This window comes from Streptomyces sp. Je 1-79, assembly GCF_025195125.1.
GTDB lineage: Bacteria > Actinomycetota > Actinomycetes > Streptomycetales > Streptomycetaceae > Streptomyces.
This window is the reverse complement of sequence record NZ_JAMGSL010000023.1, coordinates 34570-47132: the sequence shown is the minus strand read 5'-3', so window position 1 is coordinate 47132 and position 12563 is coordinate 34570. Positions and strand designations below refer to the sequence as shown.

Sequence of the window (12563 nt, the reverse complement as noted above, 5' to 3'; positions counted from 1 at the left end):
GCGTCTCGAAGTCTCCCTGCCCGTCTCGCTCGGCATGTCCCTGGCCCGTACGGGTCTGGCCGCGGGCGCCAAGCCGAAGCGCCGCGCCGCGAAGAAGTCCGGCCCGACGGCCTCCGGCGACACCCTCGCCTCCCCGATGCAGGGAACGATCGTCAAGATCGCTGTCGAGGAGGGCCAGGAGGTCAAGGAAGGCGACCTCATCGTCGTCCTGGAGGCCATGAAGATGGAACAGCCCCTCAACGCCCACCGCTCCGGCACGATCAAGGGGCTGTCGGCGGAGATCGGCGCGTCGGTGACGTCCGGCGCCGCGATCTGCGAGATCAAGGACTGATCACCGCGTCAGGAACCCGCGCGTGGGCGCGGGTTGGCGCAGGTACCGTACGAAGGGCTCGTAGGCGCACCGCCTGCGGGCCCTTCGCCCGTATCCGGAGGGGAGGCCCCATGCGCGCCGACGCGCGCCGCAACCACGAGCGGCTGCTGACCGAAGCCCGTGCCGTCTTCGCCGAGCACGGCACCGATGCCTCCCTGGAGGACGTCGCCCGTCGTGCGGGGGTCGGGATCGGCACGCTCTACCGCCACTTCCCCACCCGCGAGGCGCTGATCAACGCCGTCTTCCAGGAGGCTCTGGCCGCACTGCTCCAGCGTGGCCGGGAGCTGGCGGAGGCCGACGAGCCGTGCCCGGCGCTCGTGGAGTGGCTGCGCTCCCTGATCACCCATGCGGGTGAGTACCGCGGACTCTCGCGGGCGCTGATGACGGCCATGTCCGGCTCGCGGGACGCGAGTTCGGCGCTCGCTCAGTGCGGTGTGCCGCTGCGCGCGGCCGGCGAGACCTTGCTGTCGCGGGCCCGGGAGGCCGGGACCGTACGCGACGACGTGTCGATCGGGGATCTGATGCAGCTCACCAACGCGATCGTGCTGGCCGCCGAACAGTCTCCCGAGGACGAGGAGCTGGCCGACCGTCTCCTTGCCCTGACCCTGCGGGGTCTGAAGCGCTGAGCGGGAAGGCCGGCGGCCCCCTGGGGGAGGGGCCCCTGGATCCCCAGAGCGCGTCTCAGCGCCTGCGCATGTCCGCCACCCGCGCCGCGCGCTCGGGGGCGAGCACCTCACTCGTCAATGCCCCGCCCGCGCTGCGGAGTTGACCGTTGGGGTGGCGTCCCCGCTGCCCCGGAAGGGGCACGTCGCGGCGGGGGCGTCCGGGCGGGGGGACCGCTTCACCGCCCACGCCCGTGCCGGCCACGGCGATCTGGACGCCCTGGTCGGCCAGCGCCTGGAGCTCCGTCGCGGCCCGGTCGTCGTGCGCCGGGGGCTCGTCGGTGACCAGCCGGGTGATCACGTCCGTCGGCACCGTCTGGAACATGGTGTCGGTGCCGAGCTTGGTGTGGTCGGCCAGGACCACGACCTCCGCCGCCGCCTGCACCAGCGCCCGGTCCACGCTCGCGGAGAGCATGTTGGAGGTGGACAGACCGCGCTCGGCGGTCAGACCGCTGCCGGAGAGGAAGGCCCGGGAGACCCGCAGCCCCTGGAGGGACTGCTCGGCCCCGCTGCCGACCAGCGCGTAGTTGGAGCCGCGCAGCGTGCCGCCGGTCATGACGACCTCGACCCGGTTGGCGTGCGCCAGCGCCTGGGCGACGAGCAGCGAGTTGGTGACGACGGTCAGGCCGGGCACGCGGGCGAGCCGGCGCGCCAGCTCCTGCGTGGTCGTCCCGGCGCCGACGACGATGGCCTCACCCTCTTCGACGAGGCTCGCGGCGACGTCGGCGATGGCCGTCTTCTCCGCGGTCGCGAGATGGGATTTCTGCGGGAAGCCGGACTCTCGCGTGAAACCGCCCGGCAGTACCGCACCGCCATGCCGGCGGTCGAGGAGTCCTTCTGCCTCCAGTGCCCGCACGTCTCGCCGTACGGTCACTTCTGAGGTCTGGACGACGCGGGCGAGCTCACGGAGCGACACGGCTCCGTTGGCGCGCACCATTTCGAGGATCAACTGACGACGTTCTGCAGCGAACACGAAACTGACAGTAACCTGAGCGGCCGACACTTTTCAGCACTATGCGCCGGATTGAGGAAGATGCGCACAGACGGGGCCTCCAAGTGGTATGGGAAGCCCCGTCGTTGATCGTTCCATGCCCCGGCTTGCCGGGGGTTGTCCAGATCGCCCCAGGCGGGAGGGCCGTCAGCCCTCGCCCGTCGCCTTTCGGGTGTGCAACTGCCGTGCCACTTCCGCGATCGAGCCCGACAGGGAGGGGTACACGGTGAAAGCGTTTGCGATCTGTTCCACCGTCAGATTGTTGTCGACCGCGATCGAGATGGGGTGGATCAGCTCGCTCGCCCGGGGGGCGACGACACAGCCGCCGACCACGATCCCGGTGCCCGGGCGGCAGAAGATCTTGACGAAGCCGTCCCGGATGCCCTGCATCTTCGCGCGCGGGTTGCGCAGGAGCGGCAGCTTGACGGCCCGGGCGTCGATCTTGCCCGCGTCCACGTCGGCCTGCGTGTAACCGACGGTCGCGATCTCCGGGTCGGTGAAGACGTTCGAGGAGACCGTCTTCAGGTTCAGCGGGGTCACCGCGTCGCCGAGGAAGTGGTACATCGCGATCCGGCCCTGCATGGCCGCCACCGAGGCGAGCGCGAAGACGCCGGTGACGTCGCCGGCCGCGTAGACGCCGGGGGCGGAGGTGCGGGAGACCTTGTCGGTCCAGATGTGCCCGGAGTCCTTCAGCCGGACCCCGGCCTCCTCCAGACCCATTCCGGCCGAGTTCGGGATGGCGCCGACGGCCATCAGACAGTGGGTGCCGGAGATGACCCGGCCGTCGGAGAGGGTGACCTCGACCCGGTCGCCGACCCTCTTCGCGGACTCGGCGCGGGAGCGGGCCATGACGTTCATGCCGCGGCGGCGGAAGACGTCCTCCAGGACCGCGGCGGCGTCCGGGTCCTCGCCCGGCAGCACGCGGTCACGGGACGAGACCAGGGTGACGCGGGAGCCGAGGGCCTGGTAGGCGCCGGCGAACTCGGCGCCGGTCACACCGGAGCCGACCACGATGAGCTCCTCGGGGAGCTCCTTGAGGTCGTAGACCTGCGTCCAGTTGAGGATCCGCTCGCCGTCGGGCTGGGCGTCGGGCAGCTCGCGCGGGTGGCCGCCGGTCGCGATCAGCACGGCGTCGGCGGTCAGCACCTCCTCGGTGCCGTCGGCGGAGGTCACGATCACCTGGCGGGAGCCGTCCACGGCCTGTCGGCCGGAGAGCCGGCCGCGGCCGCGCAGCACCCGGGCGCCGGCCCGGGTGACGGAGGCGGTGATGTCGTGGGACTGCGCCAGGGCGAGGCGCTTCACCCGGCGGTTGACCTTGCCGAGGTCGACGCCCACGACGCGGGCGGCCTGCTCCACGTGCGGGGTGTCGTCGGCGACGATGATGCCCAGCTCCTCGTACGAGGAGTCGAAGGTCGTCATCACCTCGGCCGTCGCGATGAGCGTCTTGGAGGGGACGCAGTCGGTCAGGACGGACGCGCCGCCCAGACCGTCGCAGTCGACGACGGTCACCTCCGCGCCGAGTTGGGCGCCCACCAGGGCAGCCTCGTATCCGCCGGGTCCGCCGCCGATGATCACGATCCGGGTCACTGGGATCTACGCCTCGCGCTCTCGTTCTGCCGGGGGGTCCCCCCGCTGGGATGCAGTGCGTACGTCATTGTCCCGCACGCTTCAAGTGCGTACCCCATTGTCCCGTACGCCGGGGCTGGACTCTCGCCGGGGCCTCCGTACGGCCTCCGCACGGTCCCGGCGGGTGGAGCCGTACGCTCGCCGCCGCGTCCCCGGCCGCCGACTTCCCCGGACACCCTGTCCCCTCCCGTACCCTCGATCCCATGTCGCTCTACGCCGCGTACGCCGGCAACCTCGACGCGCGGCTCATGACCCGCCGCGCCCCGCACTCCCCGCTGCGCGGCACCGGCTGGCTGAACGGCTGGCGGCTGACCTTCGGCGGCGAGCAGATGGGCTGGGAGGGCGCGCTGGCCACCATCGTCGAGGCGCCTCGTTCCCAGGTCTTCGTGGCGCTGTACGACATCGCTCCCATGGACGAGGAGTCGATGGACCGCTGGGAGGGTGTCGGCCTCGACATCTACCGGCGGATGCGGGTGCGCGTGCACACCCTGGACGGCGACGAGCCGGCCTGGGTGTACGTCCTGAACGCGTACGAGGGCGGGCTTCCCTCCGCCCGCTACCTGGGCGAGGTCGCGGACGCGGCCGAGTCTGCGGGCGCGCCGCACGACTACGTGATGGAGCTGCGCAAGCGCCCCTGCTGACGCGGACGCGCGCTACGCGCGTCGGCTCCCCGCGCGGCAGCGCCCCGGGCTGCGCGGCAGCGCCCCGAAAGACCAGGTCAGCGCGGTGCGGACCGGGCTCGCCGGGGCGAACCGGGGCCGGGCGGCCCTGCACTTCGCCGCGCCTCCGGCACGGCTCGGGGGCACCTCCCGGCCGGTCGTTTGTCGGAAACGACAAGACAACGATCGCATGTCCGTCCGCAACGTCATCTACGCGCGTAGGAATTCTCGGGCTACGCTTCTGCGCGTAGGAAATCCGTCCGGGGCTCCCCTCGGACCCCCCTCCCCGAGGCGAGAGAGTCAGTGAACGCAACTGCCACCCCGTACGAGGCCGCCGAGGCCGCTGCCGCGCGACTTCGCGAGCTGACCGGAATCGAGACCCACGACGTGGCCCTCGTCATGGGCTCCGGCTGGGCGCCGGCCGTCGACGCGCTCGGCGCTCCGGAGGCCGAGTTCCCCGTGACCGAGCTGCCCGGCTTCCCGCCGCCGGCCGTCGAGGGACACGGCGGCAAGGTCCGCTCGTACAAGATCGGCGCCAAGCACGTCCTGGTCTTCCTGGGCCGCACCCACTTCTACGAGGGCCGGGGCGTCGCCTCCGTCGCCCACGGGGTGCGTACCGCCGTCGCCGCCGGCTGCAAGACCGTCGTCCTGACCAATGGGTGCGGCGGTCTGCGCGAGGGCATGCGCCCCGGCCAGCCGGTCCTGATCAGCGACCACATCAACCTGACGGCCGCCTCGCCGATCGTCGGCGCGAACTTCGTGGACCTCACCGACCTGTACTCGCCGCGGCTGCGCGCGCTGTGCAAGGAGGTCGACGAGACCCTCGAAGAGGGCGTCTACGTGCAGTTCCCCGGGCCGCACTACGAGACCCCGGCCGAGATCAACATGGTCCGCGTCATGGGCGGCGACCTGGTCGGCATGTCCACCGTCCTGGAGGCCATCGCGGCCCGCGAGGCGGGCGCCGAGGTCCTGGGCATCTCCCTGGTCACCAACCTGGCGGCGGGGCTCTCCGGCGAGCCGCTGAACCACGAGGAGGTCCTCCAGGCCGGCCGCGACTCGGCCGCCCGGATGGGCGAGCTGCTGACGCGGGTCCTCGACCGGATCTGATCCTCCCGGCTCGCAGGGATCGCTGCGCGGGGTCTCTTTCCCCGCCCCGCCCCTTCCCGTGACCGGGGGCTCTGCCCCCCGGACCCCCGTACGGCCTGCGGCCGTGCCCTCGAACGCCGGGCGGGCTGGATTCTCCGCCCGGCGCCTGAGGCGCGGGGTCCGGGGCGGGGCCCCGGTTCGGGAAGGGGCGGGGTGGGGAAAGGCTCCGCGCAGCGGCCCACCCCGCACCCACCCGCCGCCCGCCTCCCCGAAAGGCACACCGTGACGCAGGACGACGACCTCCTCGCCCGGGCCAAGGCCTGGCTCGCCGAGGACCCCGACAGTGAGACCCGCGAGGAACTCGCGAAGCTCATCGATGCCGGCACGAGCAACGAGCTCGCCGCCCGTTTCAGCGGCACCCTCCAGTTCGGCACCGCCGGACTCCGCGGCGAGCTGGGCGCGGGGCCGATGCGGATGAACCGCTCGGTCGTCATCCGGGCCGCCGCCGGACTCGCCGCGTACCTCAAGGCGAAGGGCCAGGAGGGCGGCCTCGTGGTGATCGGCTACGACGCCCGCTACAAGTCGGCCGACTTCGCCCGCGACACCGCCGCCGTGATGACCGGCGCCGGACTGCGCGCGGCCCTGCTCCCCCGCCCGCTGCCGACGCCCGTCCTCGCGTACGCCATAAGGCATCTGGGCGCCGTCGCCGGTGTCGAGGTGACCGCGAGCCACAACCCGCCGCGCGACAACGGCTACAAGGTCTACCTGGGCGACGGCTCGCAGATCGTGCCGCCGGCCGACGCCGAGATCGCCGCCGAGATCGACGCGGTGCGCTCCCTGGACGACGTCCCCCGCCCGGAGACCGGCTGGGAGACCCTCGGCGACGAGGTCCTGGAGGCCTATCTGGCCCGCACGGACGCCGTCCTGAGCCCGGGCTCCGCGCGGTCCGTCCGGACGGTCTACACGGCGATGCACGGCGTCGGCAAGGACGTCCTCACGGCCGCCTTCGCCCGCGCCGGCTTCCCGCCGCCCGCGCTCGTCGCCGAGCAGGCCGAGCCGGACCCGGCGTTCCCCACGGTCGCCTTCCCGAACCCGGAGGAGCCGGGCGCGATGGACCTCGCCTTCGAGGCGGCCCGCGCCGTGGCCCCCGACATCGTGATCGCCAACGACCCGGACGCCGACCGCTGCGCCGTGGCCGTGCCGGACCCGGCGGCCGAGGGCGGCTGGCGGATGCTGCGCGGCGACGAGGTGGGCTCGCTGCTCGCCGCGCACCTGGTGCACAAGGGCGCGCGGGGCGTGTTCGCCGAGTCGATCGTGTCCTCCTCGCTGCTCGGCCGGATCGCCGAGGCGGCGGGCGTCGGCCACGAGGAGACGCTGACCGGCTTCAAGTGGATCGCCCGCGTCGACGGTCTGCGGTACGGCTACGAGGAGGCGCTGGGCTACTGCGTCGACCCCGAGGGCGTCCGCGACAAGGACGGCATCACGGCGGCGCTGCTCGTCGCCGAGCTGGCCTCGGAGCTCAAGGAGCAGGACCGTACGCTGACCGACCTGCTGGACGACCTGGCGGTGGCCCACGGGCTGCACGCCACGGACCAGCTGTCGGTGCGGGTGGAGGACCTGGGCATCATCGCGAACGCGATGAGCACGCTGCGCGCGCGGCCGCCGGTCCACCTCGCGGGTCTGACGGTCACCACGGCCGAGGACCTGACGAAGGGCACCGAGTCGCTGCCCCCGACGGACGGCCTGCGCTACTACCTGGAGGGCGACTACAAGGCCCGGGTGATCGTCCGCCCGTCCGGCACGGAGCCCAAGCTCAAGTGCTACCTGGAGGTCGTGGTCCCGGTCGCCGACGCGAGCGAGCTGGAGACGGCGCGCGCGAAGGGCGCCGAGATCCTCGCCGCGATCAAGCGCGACCTGTCGGAGGCGGCCGGTCTGTAGCGGCCCGAGCTCCGCGTGAGGCCCGTACGGAAACGGTTCCGTACGGGCCTCGCCGTATCCCGTACGGGCGCCGGTGCGCCGTCCCGTACGGGTGAATTCGGTACGGCAGCCGGCGCAACGCGCGTCCCGCGATCAGGTGGTTCCGGCCAGGGTGACCCGGTAGCCCGCCGAGCGTTCCTGGAGCCGCCCCAGTGCCCCCGGTCCTGACCGTCCGACCGACCGTTCCCGCCTCCCGGCGGCCGCCGTCGCCGCCCGGCGAGCGCCTCCCGGAACGGGTACGCGGCACCCTGCGCCACGCCGCGCCCGCACTGGCCGGCTATCTGGCCGTACGGCTCCTGGGGCTGCTGGTGCTCGGCCGCTGGGCGCATCTGCGGGGCCACGGCATCTGGCCGGCCCTGGCGACGTCCTGGGACTCGCGCTGGTACCTCGGGATCGCCGACCACGGCTACACGCCCGAGCCCGGCGAGCCGCCGGGCGACCGGACGATGGCGTTCTTCCCGCTCTACCCGACCCTGGTCAGGGCGGTGGCGGTGGTCGCCCCCGGCTCACCCGCCTCCGTGGGCCTGGTCCTGGCGGTGCTCTGCTCGCTGGCCGCCGCCTGGGGGATCTTCGCGGTCGGCGACCGGCTGTACGGGCGCCGGGCGGGCACGGTCCTCGCGGTGCTGTGGGGCGCGCTGCCGGTCGCCGTCGTCCAGTGGATGGGGTACACGGAGTCGCTGTTCACGGCGCTGGCGGCCTGGTCGCTGTACGCCGTCCTGGACGGGCGCTGGGCCTGGGCGGCGGGGCTGGCCGTCGGGGCGGGGCTGACCCGGCCGACCGGGGTCGCGGTCGCCGCGGCCGTCACGGTCGCGGGGCTGCTCGCGGCCCGCCGCGGCTGCCGCCCCGCGCTCGCCGCCGCCCTCGCCGCTCCCCTGGGCTGGCTGGGCTACGTCGGCTGGGTGGGGCTGCGGGTGGGGCGCTGGGACGGCTACTTCGCGGTACAGCGGAGCTGGAGCAACACCTGGGACGGCGGCACGGTGACCCTGCGTCAGCTGCGCAGGCATCTCGTCTACGCCGAGGACCCGCAGCTGTTCCTGGTCGTGGTCTCGCTCGTGCTGATCGCCGCCGCGCTGCTGTTCCCGCTCTGCGTCGCCGACCGGCAGCCGCTGCCGCTGCTGGTCTTCTCGGGGGTGCTGCTCCTGGTGGTCCTGGGCAGCGGGGGCGTGTACTTCCCCCGCGCCCGGTTCCTGTTGCCCGGCTTCCCGCTGCTGCTCCCGCTCGCACGCGCGGTCTGCCGCGCCCGCCGCCCTGCGGCCGCCCTGGTGCTCGGCGGGGCGGCCCTGTCCTCGGCATGGCTCGGCGGACACATGCTGCTGGTCTGGCCGGGCGCGCCGTGAGAACGCTCAGCCGCTGACGGGCAGAACGCCGTGGGGACGCTCAGCCGGTCGCGCGAAGGCTCCGTGAGAACGCTCAGCCGGTCGCGCGAAGGCTCCGTGGGGACGCTCAGCCGGTCGCGAGGAGGATCACGAGCAGGACGAGCCCCGCGGCCGCCGGCGCGAGGATCTCGTACGCCCAGCGCACCCGCGGCTCGCCCTGCGCCTCCGGGCGCGTCGCGCACCGCTCCGCGAGTTCCCGCAGGTCGGCGATGGTCTGATCGGCCGGAGCGAGCCGGCCCCGGTCGTCCACGCGCGCGTTGACCGAGGTACGGCCGTGCGGATCGTCCTGCGAGGCGCGCGCCTGGCGCCGGGCCACCTGCTTGCGCTGGCGCAGCGAGACGGGAACGGCCCAGAGCTGGAACTTGCCGCCGTCCTGGGTGAACACCTCGCTGGAGTACCCGGCGCGGACGTCCGCGACCGAGGCCCAGGGCAGCGTGACGTACCGGAAGGGGTTACGGATCCGCAGCCGGTCCTCGTTGACGTACACCGCGGGGCGGATCGTGAACGCCACGACGAGCGGTACCAGGAGCAGCAGGCTCGCGAGGGCCACCCACGGGGTGCGGCCCGTGCCCCGGATCATCGCGTCGACGCAGAACCAGCCGGTCAGCCCGATCAGCAGGACACCGCCCGCGATCCCCAAGGGCGAACGGAAGACACGGTCTGCGTAGGCCGGCTCGGCGGGCGGCTGGGGGCTCGTCATGAGGCCGATTCTGCCTCAGCGCCCGCGGCCGGGCTCAGGCGGCTCGGGCGACCAGATCGGCGTAGAGAATGATGTTGTCGGGGCGGTGGCCGTCGGCGAGCTCTCCCCCGCAGGTGATCAGCCGCAGTTCGGGCCGTCGCGTGTCCCCGTACACCTTCCGGGTCGGGAACGCCTTCTTGTCGACCTGCTCCAGCTCGCGGACGCGGAAGACGGCATCGGTGCCGTCGGCGCGGGTGACGGTGATCTCGTCCCCGACGCGGACCTTCGCGACGTCCTTGAGCACGGCGGGGCCCCGGGCGGTGTCGAAGTGGCCGATCAGGACCGCGGGGCCGGTCTCGCCGGGCGTCACGCCCTTGTCGTACCAGCCGATGCGCTCCGCGTCCGTCTCGGACGGGACCTCGACGGTGCCGTCCCCGGCCAGTCCCAGCCGCAGGACCGGGCCGGTGGGCGCGGTGTCGACCCCGGCGGCGGGCAGCCGGACCCGGACCGGCTCCGAGCGCGGCAGCGGGGCGACGGACGCCGTCGGCGCGGGCGACCGGGTCTCGGCGACCTTCGCCGGCGGGTCGGTCACCGGCCCGGCGGCACCGGCGCAGCCGCTGAGGGCGGCCAGGGCGGCGAGGACGAACAGGGCGGGGGCGGCGGTACGGCGGTTCACGGCGCGGCTCCGAACGGGGTGCGGCCGGCCGTCGCACGGGGTGTGGGTGCGACGGCCGGCCGGGGTGGGGTGGTGCTCCTGCTCGGGTCAGTGGCAGGTCTCGGATCGGTGGCAGGTCTCGGGTCGGCGGCAGGTCTCGGGTCGGTGGCGGTACGGCGGTCAGCCGCGGGAGCCCGCGGTACGGCGGCGGAAGGCGACGAAGCCGAGGCCGGCGGCGGCCAGGGACGCGGCGCCCGCGCCGGCCACGAGCAGGGTCCGGTCCGTCTCCGCGCCGAACTCGGCACCGGCGGCGACACCGCCCTGCGGCACGACGGTGGTCTGCGTGGTCTTCGTGGTCTGCGGGGACGTGCCCTGCCGCCGGTCGGCGAGCCAGTCCGCGCGCAGCTCACCGTTCCAGGAGAGCGTCACCTCGATCTCGTCGCCGAACACCTTCTTCTCGAAGGTCTTGTCCGTCTGGTTCGCCGACAGCCGGCCGACCTCCTTGCCCCCCTTGAAGATCTTCGCGGTGAGGTCGCCGCCCTTGCGGTAGACGTCGCCCTTGTAGCCGTGCCCCAGGTCCTGCCGGCCGAACAGCGCGCCGTCCTCGGGACCGGCCGGGGACGGCGTCGGCTTCGGCTTGGGGAGCGGGGCCGGGGTGTCGTTCTTCACGGGCTTCGGGGCCGCCTGGACCTTCGAGCCGGGGATGTACGCGGCGAATCCGCCGTCGCTCTCCAGGACGACCACGGCCTTGCCGTACGTCCAGACCGAACGGTCGCTGTACAGGTAGGTGAAGCCGCGGCCCCTGCCGTTCTCGATCAGCTGGAGGCCGTAGCGCCCGTCCTGCGCCATGCCGAGTTCGAGGAGGGTGCCGTCGGCGAGCTCGTAGGTCCAGAGGTCCGCGCCGGAGAGGTAGTTGCCCACCCAGGAGAGGGTGCGGCCGTCCCCGTAGAGCACGAAGAAGGTGCCGTTGTCGTTGCCGGCCGCCGGGCGGCCGTTGGCGTCGATCACACCGACGGGGTTGCCCTCGAAGAACAGCTCGGCGCGGTGGTGCGTCACACCGACCTTGTAGATCTTGGCGATGGTCCCGCCGGGGAGCGTCTCCGTGCGGACGAGACCGGCGGGGTCGTCGATGGCCGGCCGGGCGTCGGTCGCCGGCTTCGCGTCAGCGGTGGGCACGGCAGCCGTCTTCGGCTTCGCGTCGGCGGCGAAGGCGGTGCCGGCGGTGAGGGCCGGGGTGGCGGCGACGCCCGCGAGGAGGGCGGCGGCGACGGCGGTGCGAAGGGCGGTGCGCATAACGACTCCTGTGAATCAGTACAGGTCGGGTGGGAAGAGCCGCATGCCGCTGACATCTCGTTCGGTTGGGGCCGGTGAGTTCTGGCTGGCTGCGAGAACGAAGTTAGTGATCTTGTATTCGGGAGTTGTCCGCTCCATGTCACGGCGCTGTGACAGAGGCCACGAACCCGCTCGGGGAACCGTGGGGCTGTACAGGCCGCTACGCGCGTAGATATGCTCGACTGGTGACCATGCCCACCACTGCATCCGCAGCATCTGCTTTCGCCGACGTGACCGCGTCCGACAGTGCGCTGCGCCGCTTCCTCCACGGGCTGCCCGGCGTCGACGCCGTCGGCCTGGAGGCGCGCGCCGCGTCCCTCGGCACCCGCTCGATCAAGACCACGGCCAAGGCCTACGCCATCGACCTGGCCATTTCCATGATCGATCTGACGACGCTCGAAGGCGCGGACACCCCGGGCAAGGTCCGGGCGCTCGCCGCCAAGGCCGTCAATCCCGACCCGACCGACCGCACGACCCCGGCGACCGCCGCGGTCTGCGTGTACCCCGACATGGTGGCCACCGCCAAGGCCGCCCTGAAGGGCTCCGCCGTCAAGGTCGCCTCCGTCGCCACCGCCTTTCCGGCCGGCCGCGCCGCGCTCGACGTGAAGCTCGCGGACACCCGCGACGCCGTCGCCGCCGGGGCCGACGAGATCGACATGGTGATCGACCGCGGGGCGTTCCTCTCGGGGAAGTACCTGAAGGTCTACGAGGAGATCCAGGCCGTGAAGGAGGCCTCCGGCGAGGCCCGCCTGAAGGTCATCTTCGAGACCGGCGAGCTCTCCACGTACGACAACATCCGCCGCGCCTCCTGGCTCGGCATGATGGCGGGCGCCGACTTCATCAAGACCTCGACCGGCAAGGTCGCGGTCAACGCCACCCCGGCCAACACGCTCCTGATGCTGGAGGCGGTGCGCGACTTCCGCGCGCAGACCGGCGTCCAGATCGGCGTGAAGCCGGCCGGTGGCATCCGCACCACCAAGGACGCCGTCAAGTTCCTGGTCCTGGTCAACGAGACCGTCGGCGAGGACTGGCTGGACAACCACTGGTTCCGCTTCGGTGCCTCCAGCCTGCTCAACGACCTGCTCATGCAGCGTCAGAAGCTGGCGACCGGCCGCTACTCCGGCCCCGATTACGTGACGGTGGACTGATC

The 12563-nt window shown here is 72.9% G+C and carries 12 protein-coding genes; 7 read left to right on the top strand and 5 right to left on the bottom strand.

Going from position 1 to position 12563, the window contains the following annotated elements:
* Together M5362_RS32435 and M5362_RS32430 are read left to right on the top strand one after the other, a co-directional pair.
* Nucleotides 1-331 (top strand): biotin/lipoyl-containing protein (locus M5362_RS32435; RefSeq protein WP_260231535.1); only part of this gene is annotated, 331 nt, incomplete at its 5' end.
* 110 nt (nt 332-441) lie between these two features.
* Nucleotides 442-996, top strand: a complete 555-nt coding sequence (locus M5362_RS32430; protein ID WP_260231534.1) for a TetR/AcrR family transcriptional regulator — start codon at nt 442-444, stop codon at nt 994-996.
* Between the two features lie 55 nt (nt 997-1051).
* On the opposite strand, the gene M5362_RS32425 is transcribed toward M5362_RS32430, so the two are convergent.
* Both M5362_RS32425 and M5362_RS32420 read right to left on the bottom strand, forming a co-directional pair.
* Nucleotides 1052-2005 (bottom strand): DeoR/GlpR family DNA-binding transcription regulator, encoded by a 954-nt coding sequence (locus tag M5362_RS32425; protein ID WP_260231533.1) that lies wholly within the window; start codon nt 2003-2005, stop codon nt 1052-1054.
* A 165-nt stretch (nt 2006-2170) separates the two neighbouring features.
* On the bottom strand, nt 2171-3610 hold the full coding sequence (locus M5362_RS32420) for an NAD(P)H-quinone dehydrogenase (RefSeq protein ID WP_260231532.1): 1440 nt from the start codon (nt 3608-3610) through the stop codon (nt 2171-2173).
* 242 nt (nt 3611-3852) lie between these two features.
* Here M5362_RS32420 and M5362_RS32415 point away from each other — a divergent pair, with 242 nt between their 5' ends.
* The 4 genes from M5362_RS32415 to M5362_RS32400 all read left to right on the top strand — a co-directional run bounded on the left by M5362_RS32415 (nt 3853) and on the right by M5362_RS32400 (nt 8708).
* Complete coding sequence (locus M5362_RS32415; RefSeq protein ID WP_260231531.1) at nt 3853-4290, top strand: gamma-glutamylcyclotransferase; 438 nt, start codon at nt 3853-3855, stop codon at nt 4288-4290.
* 321 nt (nt 4291-4611) lie between these two features.
* The gene (locus M5362_RS32410) at nt 4612-5415 is read left to right on the top strand and encodes a purine-nucleoside phosphorylase (protein WP_260231530.1); all 804 of its coding nucleotides are present in this window, start codon (nt 4612-4614) and stop codon (nt 5413-5415) included.
* A 261-nt stretch (nt 5416-5676) separates the two neighbouring features.
* Nucleotides 5677-7332, top strand: coding sequence for a phospho-sugar mutase (locus M5362_RS32405; RefSeq protein ID WP_260231529.1), 1656 nt, complete (start codon nt 5677-5679; stop codon nt 7330-7332).
* Between the two features lie 191 nt (nt 7333-7523).
* Complete coding sequence (locus M5362_RS32400) at nt 7524-8708, top strand: hypothetical protein (protein ID WP_374214561.1); 1185 nt, start codon at nt 7524-7526, stop codon at nt 8706-8708.
* Nucleotides 8709-8814: 106 nt separating this feature from the next.
* Here M5362_RS32400 and M5362_RS32395 read toward each other — a convergent pair whose 3' ends face one another.
* From M5362_RS32395 to M5362_RS32385, 3 genes are all read right to left on the bottom strand, one after another.
* The gene (locus M5362_RS32395) at nt 8815-9447 is read right to left on the bottom strand and encodes a PH domain-containing protein (RefSeq protein ID WP_260231528.1); all 633 of its coding nucleotides are present in this window, start codon (nt 9445-9447) and stop codon (nt 8815-8817) included.
* Between the two features lie 34 nt (nt 9448-9481).
* The gene (locus M5362_RS32390; RefSeq protein ID WP_260231527.1) at nt 9482-10102 is read right to left on the bottom strand and encodes a class F sortase; all 621 of its coding nucleotides are present in this window, start codon (nt 10100-10102) and stop codon (nt 9482-9484) included.
* A gap of 159 nt (nt 10103-10261) precedes the next feature.
* Nucleotides 10262-11374 carry a hypothetical protein gene (locus M5362_RS32385; protein WP_260231524.1) on the bottom strand — a complete coding sequence of 371 codons (1113 nt, stop codon included), beginning with the start codon at nt 11372-11374 and terminating at the stop codon, nt 10262-10264.
* 230 nt (nt 11375-11604) lie between these two features.
* Here M5362_RS32385 and deoC point away from each other — a divergent pair, with 230 nt between their 5' ends.
* Nucleotides 11605-12561, top strand: a complete 957-nt coding sequence (deoC, locus tag M5362_RS32380; protein WP_260231523.1) for a deoxyribose-phosphate aldolase — start codon at nt 11605-11607, stop codon at nt 12559-12561.
* The last annotated feature ends 2 nt before the right edge of the window (nt 12562-12563 follow it).